This window comes from Mesorhizobium sp. CA8, assembly GCF_020164955.1.
Taxonomy (GTDB): domain Bacteria; phylum Pseudomonadota; class Alphaproteobacteria; order Rhizobiales; family Rhizobiaceae; genus Mesorhizobium.
The window spans coordinates 86,641-101,171 of the sequence record NZ_JAIUHG010000008.1 but is presented as its reverse complement, the minus strand read 5'-3'; the positions used below and the strand labels follow the sequence as shown (position 1 = coordinate 101,171).

Genomic DNA, 14,531 nt, shown 5'->3' with positions numbered 1-14,531 from the left:
AATGCTTCACCCCGCCATGGCAAGCGGCGCGGCGCCCTTGTTGGGAATCTGGATGTCGATCTCCAGCGTCGACATGGTCGCGCCGCGATCCATCGAGACCTGGAGGTAGTCCTGGTCGATCTGCACGTGCTTGGCGATGACCGCCATGATCTCCTCGCGTAGGATGGAGACGAGATCCGGCTGGCCGCGGCTCTGGCGCTCATAGGCGAGCAGCAGCTGCAGCCGCTCGCGCGCTACCGGCGCGCTGGTGCGCCGTTTGAAGAGATCGAGGATGCTCATGCGGCCCTCCTTCCGAGCAGCCGGTCGAGGAAGCCTTTGCGTTCGAAGGGGACGACCACCGGCAGGTCTTCGCCTTCCAGGCGTCTTGCCGCTTCGAGGTAAGCTTTTGCGGCACCATTGAGCGGCTCCGAGAGCGTGACGGGCGAGCCGAGGTTCGAGGCCCGCAGCACATCCTGGCTTTCCGGGATGATGCCCAAGAGCGGCGTCGACAGGATCTCCAGCACGTCGTCGATCGACAACATCTCGCCACGCGCGGCGCGCGCCGCGTCGTAGCGCGTGACCAGCACGTGTTTCTGGACCAGCTCGCCCTGCTCCGCCTTCATGGTGCGGGCGTCGAGCAGGCCGATGATGCGGTCGGAGTCGCGCACCGACGACACTTCCGGGTTCGTGACGATGACCGCCTCGTCGGCGAAGCGCATGGCAAGCTGGGCGCCGCGCTCGATGCCGGCCGGGCTGTCGCAGAAGACGTAGTCGAACACCGAACGCAGCCGCGCGATGACTTCAGCCACGCCCTCTTCGGTCAGCGCATCCTTGTCGCGGGTCTGCGAGGCGGGCAGCAGGTAGAGCGTCTCCAGCCGCTTGTCGCGGATCAGCGCCTGCGACAGCTTCGCCGAACCCTGGATGACGTTGACGAGGTCGAACACCACGCGACGCTCGGCGCCCATGATGAGGTCGAGGTTCCTGAGGCCCACGTCGAAATCGACCAGAGCTACCTTCTTGCCGGTCTTGGCCACGGCGGCGCCGAGCGCGGCCGTCGAGGTTGTCTTGCCGACACCCCCCTTGCCCGAAGTGACCACGACTACCTTGCCCATATATCCAGCCTCCATTGGCGGTTTTTATTCTCTGGCCGTGCCGGGCACGGCGAACTCGTTCATTTCTTGGTGCATGTCGTTCTCCCAAAACCGCTGGGCACTTTTGGGCGACATGCACTCATAACTCTGGCACGCGAAACCGGTCCGAAGCTTGCGTTGCCGGACTAGCCGAGCGGCACCACGCACAGCGCATCATTATCGAGGAAGGCCTGCACGGCCTTGCCGCGCGAGGTGCCTTCCATCTCCTCGGCCGTGGTGTACCAGCCGTCGACGGCGAGCAGCTCGGCCTCGTTCTTGCGGCAAAAGATGCGCGCCGAAACATTGCCTTCGGAGCCGGCGATCGCGCGCCCGCGCAGCGTGCCATAGACATGGATCGAGCCGCCGGCGACGATTTCCGAGCCGGACGCGACCGAGCCCAGCACGATGACGTCGCCGTGCGGATGGAAGACCGACTGTCCCGAGCGGATCGGCGCCTTGATCATCAGCGTGCCGGCGGACGGCGTCGGCCCCTGCCCGGACCTTTCCGGTTCGGCCTGTCCGGCCTGGGTCGGCTCGATCCTGACCGCTTCCAGCCATGCTAGCTCGGGATCCACCGGCTCATCGCCGGACATCCCTATGGAGGAACCTTCCGCCTGCGGCGCCTCTGCGGCCAACGGCGTCATCTGGGCGGCCTGGACCCGCTCCCCGGCGGAGGCTTCCAGTTCCTCGGCCCGCGCCTTGCGCGCGGCTCGGCCCAGCAATCCCTCGGCCGTCGCTTCCTTGGCGCCGGCGAGCAGCGGCGGCAGCTCAGGCCCGAGCTCGGCGCCTTCGAGCTCGATGGCATAGACGCGGATGCCGCGCGAGCCGAGCACACCCACCAGTGCGCCGATCTCCTCCGGTCCCGGCTGCAGGACGTTCAGATCCAGCACCACCGGCCGCCCGTTGAAATAGCCCGGCGAGTTGGCGATCCAGTGATCCAACCCCTCCAGCCAGTCGGCGATCGGCGCCTCCGGCGTCAGCGTGAAAGCGACAAAGGAGCGGGCGCGAAAGCGGATCGATTTGTTGTGCAGAGGGGCGGCGAAGGTCACGTCCGGGCGAATCCTTACTCAATGGTTAAAGGGTGCCGGGCGAATGGTTAACAAAAGGTTAATTTTGGGGGTCGGTGCCGTTAACAGCTGACGCGGCTAACTTCTGTGGCCGGGCGGTGACAGTGCCCGCCGATGCCGCTATCGTCTCATCCAGCTGGAGGAAAGCAAGGGAGGTGATGTCATGGCGCTGGAAGTCAACAGGCCCGAGGATGCCGCGACTGCCTTTGCCGATGCCTGGAACAGACATGATATCGATGACTTCGCGGCGCTGTTTTCCGAGGATGCCAATTTCGTCAATGTCGTGGGCATGTGGTGGAAAAACCGCGCCGAGATCGAGGCGGCGCACCGCGCGACTCATGAGACCATGTTTCGCGACAGCCGATTGCAGGGTGTGGTCTCGCCAGTCGTCGAGCTATCTCCGGGCGTTGCATCGGTGCACTACAGATGGACCCTCACCGGTGCGTCCGCTCCGGACGGCTCCCCCGCCGGAACGCGGGAAGGCATTCTGCTTCTGGTGGTGAAGAAGGAACAGTCCGGCTGGCGGATAAAGGTGGCCAAAACACCGACATTGTTCCAGGGGCGATCGCTCCCCCTTCCAAGACCAGATAGCTGCATCGCGGCAGTTCGCAGTCGATGGCCCGGCGAAGCGAGGCGCACGAGTATCCCTGGCCCGGGACTTTCCTTCGAGAGGGCGAGACAGCCACACGCTCTGCGCGGCGGCCACAACTGAGGACCCGAGGCGGTTGCGCTGAACGTGAACCGTTACTCTCCCCCGGACGCCACCTTGGGCTCCGCGCGAGACCCGCGACCCTCCGGCCGGGCCAAGCCGCGGATGGCCGGGGCGTTGAGCACCGTACCGTCCGGCGCGAACTGCGAGCCGTGGCAGGGGCAATCCCAGCATTGCTCGGTCGAATTCCAGTGCACGATGCAGCCGAGATGGGTGCAACTGGCCGAATGCCGGTGCAGCTTGCCGTCGCGGTCGCGGCACACGGCGAACTTGCTCAAGCCGTCCTGCAGGATGCCGCCTTCGCCAGGCTTGAGGTCGCCGGCCGACTTGATCTCACCGGGCAGCAAGTAGCCGGCGAGGTTCTTCACTGTTGTAAGGTTCTCATTGACGTAGTGCGCGAGCGCGGCGGGCGGCTTCCGGTCGGGAGCATAGACGGCTTCCCATGGGTTCGATCCGTCCACGATCAGATCGCGGATCAGCAGTCCGGCCAATGCACCATGCGTCATGCCCTGGCCGGAATCGCCGGTGGCCATGAAGACGTTGCCGTTGCCGGGGCTTCGGCCGATGAAGCCGCAATAATCGATCGTTTCGAGAACCTGACCGGACCAGCGTGCTCTTTCTGCGCCAAGATCGGGCACCAATGCCCTGATCCATGCTTCAAGCGCGGCAAAGCGTGCCTCGCCGTCATCCGCTTCGCCCGATTTGTGATCGCGGCCGCCGGCGATGAGACAGTCCGTCTTGCCGGGGCCTGGATTGAGGCGGACGTAATAATAGGGATCGTCCATGTCCCAGTAGAGGGCATCCGGGAGGGTTCCCCTGGCGATGTCGAAAGCCATGGCATAGGTGCGGTAAGGCGCCATCTTGCTATGGATCTTGACCCATGTGTTGATCGGGGAATTGGTGGCAAACACCGCGTTCGAAGCCGTGACGGTGGAGCCGCCGTCGCATTTCAGGCGAACCTGCTCCCCCTCCTCGATCTCGACGACGGCGCTGTCGGCGAATGCCTTGCCGCCTCGCTTCTCGAAATCAGCCAGCAGGGCGCGCAAATATTTCAGCGGGTGGAAGGTGGCCTGTCCGGGGTAGCGCAGGATGGGCGCCGATTCATGACCCTTGAGCGGCACGCCTTTGCCATGTTCGGCCTCGGCGCCGATCTTTGCCGCAGCCGCATACTCCTTATTGCATTCTCTGGCGGCCTGCTTCTCGTCCATCCATGCGGCCGGGAAAAGGAAGCCGTCCAGCCGCCGGAAATCGCAGTCGATCTCCAGGCTGGCAACGTGCCGTTCGATGCGGTCGACGGCGGCTTGCTGGCTCTCCTGAAATCCGCGCGCCAGAGCCTCGCCGCGCATGTCGATCAGCGCGCTCAAGCCATCGTCGCAGATCGGCGCCAAATGAGCGGTCGTGCGCGATGTCATGCCCCCGAGCAACGGGCCGCGATCCACGAGCACCACCTTGCGCCCTGCCAGCGCCAGTTCATAGGCAATCGAAACCCCGGCGATGCCGGCTCCAACGACGGCCACGTCGCAATGTTCGTGCCGATCGAGGCGGGGCGCGCCGGGCAAGCTGGCGTCGAGCATCCAAAACGATCTGGTCGCTTCGCCGCTGACGTTCATCGCGTGCCCCGTCGAGACGATATCGGATGGCCAGCGACCAATGCTGCGCCGCGCGGGTTGTAGGTCATCGTGACCGGCTCCATCCTCGCGGCTAGGTGCTCTTGAGCGTTCCGTTCATCCCGTTCGGGTAAAAGCCGCCCTTGCTGACACCCGATTGGTCGGTCAGATAAACAATGCGCAGCACCTCCTGCGGCGTCCTTGTGAAGGCAATCGCATCGGGCGTTGAAGGAACGAAGTTGGCCTTGCCGTCGACGCGAATGCCCTGGTCCTTGTCATCGGGCCCGTCGATCTTGTCGCGTGCGTCGGAAATCGCATTCGCCGCCTTCCAGGCCTTCTCGCCCATGCGATAGAGCGACGACCGCGCCATCCCCATGTGGTAGGCCTCGACCGCGAGAATTCCAGCCGCGGCTGCCAGGAATTCCTTGTTCTTCAGGACGGTTGCCGCACCGGCGTAGGCGGTGACGCCGACATCCTCGAACAGCATGCCGCCAAGCACGAAGTTCATCTGGTTGCCGAAGGGGTCGAAGTCGGCACCGAGCCCGGCCGCCTTGGCGACCGCGGCAAAGCCGGCATCAAAATCGATCGCCGGCCGGTCCACCGCATTCGACGCCAGGGTCTTGCGGTAGAACCTGACATGGGCAAGTTCATTTTCCGCGACTTCCCGCAAAAATTCAGCCAGTGCGGGTGTTTCGAAGGGAACCTTCTTGCCGCCGACGACGTCGCCGGGCTTGGAACCGGCATCTGAATCGTCGATGCCTTTTCCTGTGGTGCCCCGGAGGTAGTATTCGGCCTCCATATATTCCAGGTTCAGCGCGAACCGGAAAATGTCTTCGTCCTTTATGTCATCTTGTGCGAAAGCAGGCGAAACGGGGGCGACGCCGGTCGCTGAAGCGAGCGTCGCTCCAAGACCAATTTGCAATGCGCCGCGGCGAGAAACATGAAGTGAAGGGGTGGCATGGATCATAGCTTCCTCCCGAAGCCCGCCATGAACCGGTGTGGCCTCAAACGAGCGGGCCGTCCTGTCAACTCCGCCAAACGCGGAATGTTCCTGAACCGAGCCGGTATGGTTGTGGACCCGGGCGATTCGATGGGCGTGCCGGCGTGACTCCCGGGCTGCGGTTCCTCTATAGGACGAGCTTCACGTCCGACGCCGGATCCATTTCATGGCCCTCCTCCCCTCTCTCCGCGCCGCCCTCCCCAACGCCACCATCTGGGACGCCGCCGAGCTCGCCTCGCGCGATCCTGGCTTCGACACCCGCAATTTCGGCGCCTCGGCTCTGGTGCGTCCGCGCGATGTCGAAGAGGTCGCGGCGCTGGTGAAATTCTGTTCGGAGCGGGGCATCAGTCTTGTCGCGCAGGGCGGGCGCACCGGGCTGGCGGGCGGAGCAGCCACTTCCCAAGGGCAGGTGATCTGCGACCTTGGCGGGCTTAACAGAATAGAGGACATCGATCCGTTCACGCGCGTGGCGATCGTGCAGGCGGGCGTGACGCTGGGCGCGCTGCAGGAGGCGGCAGCCCAGCATGGGCTCGACCCGGGCATCGACCTTGCCGCGCGCGGCAGCGCCACGATCGGCGGCATGGTTTCCACCAACGCCGGCGGCATCATGGCCTTTCGCAACGGCACAATGCGCCACCGCGTGCTTGGCTTGGAGGCCGTGCTGCCGGACGGGCGGTTGTTTTGCGATCTCACCCGGGTGCTGAAAACCAGCGCAGGCTACGATCTGAAGCATCTCTTCATCGGCGCGGAAGGCACGCTCGGCATCGTCACCCGCGTGGCGCTGCGGCTCGATCCGGTGGCCGGGGCGAGTGCCACCGCGCTTGTCGGCGTGCCGAATGCGGCCAGCGCCCAGCACATCGTGCGGCATTTTTTGACCTCGACCAGCGCGAGGCTCACCGCCGCCGAGATCCTGTGGCGTAATTTTGCGTCCCTCATGCAGCGGTCGCTGAACTATGCCTCGGGCAGCCTGCCGCTCGATGCGCCCTGTCTGCTGGTGCTGGGCCTAGGCGCCGACTCGATCGAGGCGGCGAGAAGCGCGCTCGAGGGCGGGCTGGCGGCGATCTGGGAAGAGGTCGGCATCGTCGACGGGCTGGTCGCGAGCTCCGAGGGCCAAGCCGCAGCGATGTGGCGGCTGCGCGAGGAGACTGTTGAGATCGAGCGCGCGCACCCTATGGCGCCCTCGTTCGACGTCTCCGTGCCGGCCGGCGCGCTGGACGCCTATGTGGCGCGCATCGAGGCGGGGCTGAAGAAGCTCGACGCCTCATATGCGCCCTATGTCTACGGCCATCTCGCCGACGGCAATCTGCACATCTCCCTCAATTGCGAAGGGCCGGTTCCACATGAGCGGCATGAGGCGATCGAGGACGTGCTCTATGAGGGGCTGCGCGAGGCCGGCGGTTCGTTCTCAGCTGAGCATGGGGTGGGGCTGGAGAAACGCGAGGCCTATGAGCGGCATGCTGATCCGGTTAAGCGGGATTTGGCGAAGGCGATCAAAGAGTTGATCGATCCGGGCAATGTGATGAATCCGGGGAAGGTCGTGGGCTGAGTTTGGCGGGGGCGCGCGAGAGGCTAGAGCGAACCTGCCTGTGTCGCAGCCCCTCTCCGGTCGCTTCGCGATCACCTCTTCGCTGTCGCGGGCCAGAAACACTACTCGCACTGGCGGCGCGGGCCGCCGTCGAAGGGCTGGTAGGTGTTGTCCTGCGGATCGTAGGAGCGGTAGCGGCTGAAGCAATCGTCGATATGGGCGGCCGAGATCTGCCGGCCCTGTGCCCGCACGGCCCCGGCCTCGGGCGAGATCTCTTCCGGCGGGCCGCCATAGGTGGTGACGTAGCCGTCGCCCGACGGGGCGTAACCTTCCATCTCGGCCTGGTCGTCGCTCGTCTGATCATCGGCCGCGGCGGGTTGCCCATCATCCGCTACCGCTTGACCACCCTGGCCTTGCCGATCGTTTGAGCCGGTCGAGGCGGTGCGGTGGCCCATCGGGTCGTAATAGGGTGAGATGCAAGGGCGCAGCTCGCCGCTGTAGGCGCGGTAGCTGTTTTCCGCCGGACGGTAGCTGCGATAGCGGGCCGAGCACCATTGCAGATGGGCCACGGGCAATTGCTGCTCGGCCTGCCGATCGGCCGGAGCCGGCTGGGAAGGCTGGGTCGCGTCAGGCTCGGCTGCGGGCTGGTTCGGCTGAGCGGTCGTGGGCTGCAACTGCTGCGGCTGCGCGGGTGCGGTCGGCGCCGCGAGCGTCGCCGTCTGCACTGCGCTGTCGGTCTTGGCCGGCTCGCCCCCTGGGGCGGGCGCGACGGCAGCCTGCTGGGCGGGAATGCGCTGAAGATTCTGCTTTTGCGGATCGACCGGCTGAGCGTCCTTGGTCCAGAGCTCGGAAACGCCGATCGCCGGGGTCGCCTGGCGCACTGGCTTGGCGGCGAGCAGCCAGGTGGCGAAGGCGAGCCCGCTGGCGAACACGGCAAGGGTCAGCACGAAGCCGCCGACAATTCCCAACAAAGCCTTCATGCCGAACTCCTTTAGTCCCCGCTGATAGAATGCGAGGCGCGGAATCCGGTTCCCACAGCAAGAGGGCGATGTTGCGCCCGGCGGTAACAAACGAAGGCCCCGCGTGCTCCGGGGAGGAGCACGCGGGGCTTCGAGAGGATCGCTAGGTGAACCCAGCTGGGGACTAGGCAGCTAAGGGACTTTACGATGATCCAAACGGATCGACGACAGTGTCGCGCCTTTGCTACGACGCCGCATCGTGCAAACAGAGGAATAAATGCAGGTGGTTCACATGGCAGTCCCACGCCTCGGACTCGCAGCCGGCGGCGGCCGGTCAGGCCCGGCAGAATGCCCCAACGAGGCGGCCGGGCCGCGCCCGAGCGGCATGCGGGCACTCAGCAGTCCGCCACCACCTCGCTGTAGCTCCTCGCCTTCCCGTCCTGGCCGCGAATGCGCCACGTTTCGCCGTCCCGCCCCTCGATATGGCTCGCCGCCAGCGGCACCTTGCCGCCGCCATCCGGCAGATCGATGACATAGGTCGGATTGCAGATTCCGGATAAGCGCCGGCGCAGTTCCGCGACCAGCGCCTGGCCTTGGGCAATCGTCGTGCGGCGATGCGCCATGCCGCGCGCGAGGTCGCCGTGGTGCAGGTAATAGGGTTTTACGCCGAGACGGTACATCAGCTCGCGGCAGAGCTCCTCCAGCACCTCGACCTTGTCGTTGACGCCTTTGAGGAGAACACTCTGGTTGAGCAGCACGAAACCTGCCTGGCGCATCGTGCGGCAGGCCGCCTCGGCTTCGGCGGTGAGCTCGCGCGGATGGTTGAAGTGCGTGACAACCGTCACCATCAGCCGGCCCTGCAGCGCCTCGACCAAGCCGGAGGTTACGCGCGACGGCAGCGCCACGGGCACGCGGGTATGGATGCGCAGAAGCCTGAGATGCGGGATCGCCTCCAGCCGGGCGCGGATTTCAGCCAGCGCCTTGTCAGGCAGCGACAGCGGATCGCCACCGGTCAGGATCACCTCGCGGATTTCCGGGTACCCGGCTATGTAGACCAGCGCCGGCTCCAGCGCTTCGCTTGTGTAGCCGCGGCCGATCGAGGTCAGCGATTCCTTGCGGAAGCAGAAGCGGCAATAGACCGCGCATTGATAGGTCGCGAACAAAAGCACGCGGTCGGCGTGGCGGTGCGTCAGGCGCGGCACCGGGCTGAAGGCATGATCGCCGATCGGGTCGTCGAGCTCGCCATCGGTGGCGACGAGCTCGCCCGGCGACGGGATCACCTGGGCGCGGATCGGATCGTTGGGGTCGCTCCAGTCGATCAGGTCGAGATAGGGTTTGGGCACGCGCACCTTGTGCGCGGTCGCGGCTTCTTGCATGACGGCGCGCTCGGCGGCCGAAAGCGGCAGGGACGCGAGGTCGCGGACATGGCGCACGCCGGCGCGGATGTCGGCTTGCCAGGCGTCGGGGGCGGCCAAAAGGACGTTCCGATCATCGGCCGGTTTGCAGCTCGCCTCCATCGGTTCGTCGCCCGTCCTGGCGCGATCATTGAAGATCATAGAAGACTCCTTGAACTCGAAGCGCCTGATACAGCATCCGCGCCAAGGCGCAAAAGACTTCGACCTCCTCCTTCGGGCTGGCGATGGGAGCATTCGCCTACCTGACGATTGGATCACGCCAATCGCTGCCCTCATCGCCGGATCGACGGCCGGAATTATGATCGCAGCCAAGTCGTTCCGAGAGAAAATTCAAACTGACCTAGCGTCAAAGCGAATGTGTTGAATCAAAAATGGTATTAGTCTGCGTTGTCCGGGGCTTTGGGGCGACGCGAATGGATTTCAACGCAGGCCATGGCTACCTTCTTATCGGCGGACTCATCTTGGTCGGCGCCGGGCTGCTGGTCCTTTCGCTGATTGTCAATCTGCATGTCGCGCGCAGCGTGCGCGACGACATACGCCACCGCGAAAAGCTTCTGGAATATTACCGCAACATCTTTTCGCAGTTGGGCGTGATCCTGATCGGCATCGGCGTTTCGCTGTTCATCTTCTTCTTCCAGCAGAACTATCAGGACCAGCGCAAACGCGAGATGGAGCTGCAGCAGGTCTTGGCCAGGCTCGCCGCGCGTGTTGCCCGCGGCGCCGCCGTCATTGAAACGCTCGGCGAGTTCGACGAGGTGCTGGACCAGGGCGGCGCCTATGTCGGTCCCGAACTCGGCGGAAACAACGCCGCGATCAACGCCAATGGAGCCGAGCTCGGCAAGCAGGTCGAAAAGATCCTGCTGGTCGAACGTGACATCGATGTCCGAGACTTCGATATCCTGAACCTGTCGCGCGATCTCGAAAACACCTTCGTCGTCAACGAGCTCGATCCGACGCTGTGGTTCAACATCGTGCGTGACGAAAACGAGATCAAATACGCCACGACGCAGTTGAGCCTCGACTACAAGGACCTGCATGACGCGATCGGCGACGAGCCGGTCGGGGCGGTGGTCGCCAACCCCGACAAGGAACAGAAGATCAAGCGCGAGGTGCTCGACATATTCTATGACGCCGATCTGCTGCGTCAGCGCAGCAGGCGGTTCCTCGCCCGCGCCTGCTGGCTCTTCAGCAAGGGCAAGAGTTTCGTCGCGCTTCCACCGGCCGACGCGATCGAGGCCGACACTAAGTCGCAGCAGCTATGGATCGACCGCGCGAAACCGGTGCTGACGCAGACAAAGTCGAGCAGCGGCGACTGCTTCAAATTGCTCCACTACAGAGGAATCTCCGAATAATCCCAGCGGTGCAGCTCAGGCCCCATAAATTGAAGTTGAGGTAATGCGAAACGCGACGGTGGCGGCACTCATATACGAGTTTCTTTTCGACGTTTACCGGCTACTCGACGCCGAGCGAGAATATAACTGCTGGCTGCCGGGCGAACATGGCGTGCCGCACGAAGCCTTCAATCACTGGTACACTAGCTGCTGGGAGTGGAGTACCTCCGTACTGGAGGAAGCTGGCGCCACCAAAGCCTTAGTCAGCAAACGAGAGACGAAGAGCGCTATTCGCGGCCCGTTCAGCTATCCCGTGATGACGTTGGATGAATGTCACCGTGCCGACTTCTCGGATTTCGAGACGTTCGATAATTATTGCTACGCAATGTTCGCCTTTCAGCAACTGATCAATCAAACATCAGGGAGTGAGGTCAATCTAGACGTCCGGTCTGACCGGTTCCTGGAGGAGGTTGCATCCAAGGACGATATATTTCTGATCGAGAGCATTCATTGCGTTCGATTCAAAAGCCTTCGCTTCGAGGAAAAGGTTTTGACGCGTTGGCGCGAGATGGACCTTCGTGTTTTTCGACGTAAGGACTGAGTGTAAGGGTGGCAGCACCCTGGGCTGGGTCGCACTCATTTGTTAGTCGCCCACGCGCGGCAGCGTGCCCAGATGATTGTCGTCGAGGAACCCGATGGTCACGGCCGATGCTTTGCCGTCCGGGCCGACGACAAAGCTCACGCCCACCGGCCTGTCCGGGGTCTCGGCGTCGGGATAGGTCAAGAACAGGTCGCCGTTGTAATGCGTCAAGGAATAGGACCGTGCTCCGGCCGGCCCGACCTTGAGCACAAGATCGTCTCCCGCCCGCGATACGACCGCATCGCCAATGAAGTCGTTGGCATAATGGCCGGCATAGGCGTTGGCCGGTGCCGCCGGCCGAGCCGCTGACGGCGGCGCGGCAAATCTGGCCTTGGCCGCCTCGACCACCGGACCGAACATGCCGGCGTAGATCGCATCCCACGCCTCGATCCAGTTCTTCTCGACCTTGCCTTCAAAGACGAGATCGGCAAAGCTGTCTGAAAGTCCTTCCGGCACGCCTGTCGGGAAGGCGTTGGCAAGGATGACGATGCCGAGTTTGTCCTTCGGGAAGATCGTCACCAGGGTGCGCGCACCGACGCTGAAGGCGCCCGCGTGGCCCCAACTCAGACCGTGCCGGCCGAATTCGATGTTCCAGCCGAGGCCGTAGAAGGATTCGCCACCGGAGACGGGGTTCTTGCCGCGCGTCATCAGTGGCATATGCGTCTGGTCCAAGGCATCGGCGGCGATCAACATCTTGCCGGCATAGACGCCGTCACCCAGCAGCAGGCGCACCCATTGCGCGAGATCGCGCGCGGTGGAGCTGACGCCGCCGGCAGGCGCCTGCGCGTCCGGATCGCGCTTGATCTTGGCGGCCCAGGCGCCGTCCACCTTGACGTGAAGCGCGGCACGGTTTGCATGCTTGGTGAAATCGGCGTTCCGGGAACTGGTCGAAGCCATGCCTAGCGGACGATAGAGCTTTTCATCGGCGACCTCCTCCCAGGATTTTCCCGTCGGCCTGGCGGCCGCGACTGCGCCCTCCGTCAGCCCGAAATTGCTGTAGGAGTAGCCTGCGCGAAAGCTCGACAATGGCGGCACGAAGCGCAAGCGGTGAAGGATCGTGGCGCGATCGTAGCCTATGTCCTCGAGATCGTCTCCAGCGGTGCCTGGGAGCCCGCTGCGATGCGAAAACAAGTCGCGGATGGTGAGCTCGCTCGCCGGATAAGGATCGGCGAGCCGGAAGCCCGGATCGAGGTCGGCGATCTTGGAATTCCAGGACACGACGCCGTCGCTGACCAGCGCCGCCACGACCGTGGCGGAGACCGGCTTGGAAAGCGAGGCGATCTGGAACACGGTATCGGCGTCGACAGTCTCGGGCTTGCCGGCCTCGCGATGGCCGAACCCCTTGAGGAAGACCACCTCGTCATTGTGCACGACCGCGATGGCGAGACCGGGCACCGCGCCATCGGCAACAGCGCCTTGCGCCAGCGCCTCGAGCTTCGGCAAGGCGACGGCGATCTGTTCGGGCGTGATGGGGTCGGCCGATGCCGCGTTGGACCAAAGCGACATTGCGATAAAGGCCGCAACCGTCAAATGGCAGAGATTCCGACCAAGCCGCATCACGCGCTTCCCTCCCTTCCCTGCATTCACCCTACGATCGTACAGGTCGGCGCTGTCGCGGCCAAGCCTTCGCCCGGGGACCCGGCGAACTGCGCAACCGCTGAAAGCGGCACATGGAAGCTCAAGGGATTGAACTGCCGCAAGGCTAGATATCCGCGTAAATCTCCAGCACATTGCCATCGGGATCGCGAAAGAAAAGCGTGCGATGGCCCCAGGGCCGGTCGGTCGGCCCGCTTTCGATCGCCACGCCCTTCTCACGCAACGTCTCGGCACATTGATCAACCTGGCTGGCCGTCACGCGGAAGGCGAGTTGCACGGAGAGCGCGCCCGCAGGCGTCGGCGCGTCATGGAACATCACGCCACGCTCGGTGAGCGCCAGGAGGCACGAGCCGACCTGGTAGGCAATCCAGCCCTCGCCCAGGCTGGAATGGGCGTGAAAGCCCATCACGTCCTCATAGAAACGGCGCATCTCCTTCATGTCGCGAGCGAAGATGACGGTGTAGTCGATATTCCTGATGTTTTTCAGCGCATTCATCTGCAGATCCTCTGGGTGGCGCCGCGTTCCGGCGCGGTAGTTGTGCGATGCGCTGCCTCATTATACTGGTAGTAAGGTGGTACAAGATGAGCGGCGCTGCTGGTAGTGCCGCTACCCCCTTCGAGGCGCAACGATGCTGGAACGGACCGCGGAGATCGACAGGCGCAAGGAACTCGGCCGCTTCCTGCGCGCCATGCGCGAACGCGTCGAGCCGTCACGGCATGGCATCCGCACCGGCACGCGACGGCGCGCAAGCGGGCTGCTGCGTGAGGAAGTCGCGCTGCTGGCAGGAATCAGCGCCACCTAGTACACGTGGCTGGAACAGGGACGCGAGGCCAATCCTTCCGCCCAGGTGCTCAATGCGCTCGCCGACGTGCTGGACCTCCTGCCCGTGGAACGCCAGCACCTGTTCAAACTCGCAAAGCCGGAATGGCTGCCCGAAGCGGCGCCGCTCGAAGGCCCCTCGCCCGATCCGCGCATTATCGGATTGCTTGCCACGCTCTCGCCCAACCCGGCCTATGCGCTCAACCGCGCCTGGGACTTCATTGCCTGGGACGACGAGGCGGCGGATTTGTTTGGCGGCTTCGATCAGGAGGATGCCGCAAGGCGCAACCTGCTGGCGCGGCTGTTCCTCGATCCCGCCTGGCGCGCGCTTTTCGCCGACTGGGAAGTAGTGGCTCGCTCGGCGATCGCGCAGTTTCGCGCCGCGACCGTCGAATACGCGTCGGCTGCTGACGTTCGCGCCGTGCTCGACCCGCTCAAGGCGCTGAGCCCCGACTTCGGGCGCCAATGGGCCGAGATGCGGGTGGAGGAAGCGCCGATCTGGTCGAAGCGGATGGTCGGTCCGAACGGCGAGGTGACGACCTATGATTACTTCATGCTGGCCCCAGCAGGGGTGGGCAAACAGATGACCATCAGTCTCTATCGGAAGCGTGGGTAGGCAGCTCAGACGCCGATTCAGGAACGGATGCCAACTTGCAGGTTGGAAAGGGCTTTGACCGACAACAGCTCGCGTTCCGTCGCGCCCCCTCTGTCCGGCGGCTCCGAGGCCGCCGTGGAGCGCGGCCTCGGTCGCTT

General features: G+C 64.3%; 15 protein-coding genes. 6 read left to right on the top strand and 9 right to left on the bottom strand.

Annotation, left to right across the window (positions count from 1 at the left end; all coding sequences use genetic code 11):
* Positions 1-6: 6 nt before the first annotated feature.
* The 3 genes from minE to minC all read right to left on the bottom strand — a co-directional run bounded on the left by minE (position 7) and on the right by minC (position 2,158).
* Positions 7-279 carry a cell division topological specificity factor MinE gene (minE, locus tag LB553_RS11485; protein ID WP_224513240.1) on the bottom strand — a complete coding sequence of 91 codons (273 nt, stop codon included), beginning with the start codon at positions 277-279 and terminating at the stop codon, positions 7-9.
* Positions 276-1,091 (bottom strand): septum site-determining protein MinD, encoded by an 816-nt coding sequence (gene minD / locus LB553_RS11480; RefSeq protein WP_140757287.1) that lies wholly within the window; start codon positions 1,089-1,091, stop codon positions 276-278. The genes minE and minD overlap by 4 nt, the downstream gene beginning before the upstream one ends.
* A 164-nt stretch (positions 1,092-1,255) precedes the next feature.
* On the bottom strand, positions 1,256-2,158 hold the full coding sequence (gene minC, locus LB553_RS11475; protein ID WP_224513238.1) for a septum site-determining protein MinC: 903 nt from the start codon (positions 2,156-2,158) through the stop codon (positions 1,256-1,258).
* A 181-nt stretch (positions 2,159-2,339) separates the two neighbouring features.
* On the opposite strand from minC, the gene LB553_RS11470 reads away from it, so the two are divergent.
* Positions 2,340-2,888, top strand: a complete 549-nt coding sequence (locus LB553_RS11470; protein ID WP_224513236.1) for a YybH family protein — start codon at positions 2,340-2,342, stop codon at positions 2,886-2,888.
* 32 nt (positions 2,889-2,920) lie between these two features.
* On the opposite strand, the gene LB553_RS11465 is transcribed toward LB553_RS11470, so the two are convergent.
* The gene (locus tag LB553_RS11465) at positions 2,921-4,495 is read right to left on the bottom strand and encodes an FAD-dependent oxidoreductase (protein ID WP_224513234.1); all 1,575 of its coding nucleotides are present in this window, start codon (positions 4,493-4,495) and stop codon (positions 2,921-2,923) included.
* A 91-nt stretch (positions 4,496-4,586) separates the two neighbouring features.
* On the bottom strand, positions 4,587-5,459 hold the full coding sequence (locus tag LB553_RS11460; protein WP_224513233.1) for a ferritin-like domain-containing protein: 873 nt from the start codon (positions 5,457-5,459) through the stop codon (positions 4,587-4,589).
* Positions 5,460-5,658: 199 nt separating this feature from the next.
* Here LB553_RS11460 and LB553_RS11455 point away from each other — a divergent pair, with 199 nt between their 5' ends.
* Positions 5,659-7,038, top strand: a complete 1,380-nt coding sequence (locus LB553_RS11455) for an FAD-binding oxidoreductase (protein ID WP_224513231.1) — start codon at positions 5,659-5,661, stop codon at positions 7,036-7,038.
* A 101-nt stretch (positions 7,039-7,139) separates the two neighbouring features.
* Here LB553_RS11455 and LB553_RS11450 read toward each other — a convergent pair whose 3' ends face one another.
* The gene (locus tag LB553_RS11450; RefSeq protein ID WP_224513229.1) at positions 7,140-7,997 is read right to left on the bottom strand and encodes a BA14K family protein; all 858 of its coding nucleotides are present in this window, start codon (positions 7,995-7,997) and stop codon (positions 7,140-7,142) included.
* Between the two features lie 374 nt (positions 7,998-8,371).
* Positions 8,372-9,493, bottom strand: coding sequence for a KamA family radical SAM protein (locus LB553_RS11445; RefSeq protein WP_224513505.1), 1,122 nt, complete (start codon positions 9,491-9,493; stop codon positions 8,372-8,374).
* 311 nt (positions 9,494-9,804) lie between these two features.
* On the opposite strand from LB553_RS11445, the gene LB553_RS11440 reads away from it, so the two are divergent.
* Together LB553_RS11440 and LB553_RS11435 are read left to right on the top strand one after the other, a co-directional pair.
* Complete coding sequence (locus LB553_RS11440; RefSeq protein WP_224513227.1) at positions 9,805-10,743, top strand: hypothetical protein; 939 nt, start codon at positions 9,805-9,807, stop codon at positions 10,741-10,743.
* A 43-nt stretch (positions 10,744-10,786) separates the two neighbouring features.
* Positions 10,787-11,323, top strand: coding sequence for a hypothetical protein (locus tag LB553_RS11435; protein ID WP_224513226.1), 537 nt, complete (start codon positions 10,787-10,789; stop codon positions 11,321-11,323).
* Between the two features lie 42 nt (positions 11,324-11,365).
* Here LB553_RS11435 and LB553_RS11430 read toward each other — a convergent pair whose 3' ends face one another.
* Both LB553_RS11430 and LB553_RS11425 read right to left on the bottom strand, forming a co-directional pair.
* Positions 11,366-12,919 (bottom strand): serine hydrolase, encoded by a 1,554-nt coding sequence (locus LB553_RS11430; RefSeq protein WP_224513225.1) that lies wholly within the window; start codon positions 12,917-12,919, stop codon positions 11,366-11,368.
* Between the two features lie 145 nt (positions 12,920-13,064).
* The gene (locus tag LB553_RS11425) at positions 13,065-13,454 is read right to left on the bottom strand and encodes a VOC family protein (RefSeq protein ID WP_224513224.1); all 390 of its coding nucleotides are present in this window, start codon (positions 13,452-13,454) and stop codon (positions 13,065-13,067) included.
* Between the two features lie 133 nt (positions 13,455-13,587).
* Here LB553_RS11425 and LB553_RS11420 point away from each other — a divergent pair, with 133 nt between their 5' ends.
* The gene (locus LB553_RS11420; RefSeq protein ID WP_224513223.1) at positions 13,588-13,761 is read left to right on the top strand and encodes a hypothetical protein; all 174 of its coding nucleotides are present in this window, start codon (positions 13,588-13,590) and stop codon (positions 13,759-13,761) included.
* A 45-nt stretch (positions 13,762-13,806) separates the two neighbouring features.
* Positions 13,807-14,394 carry a hypothetical protein gene (locus LB553_RS11415; protein ID WP_412033331.1) on the top strand — a complete coding sequence of 196 codons (588 nt, stop codon included), beginning with the start codon at positions 13,807-13,809 and terminating at the stop codon, positions 14,392-14,394.
* The last annotated feature ends 137 nt before the right edge of the window (positions 14,395-14,531 follow it).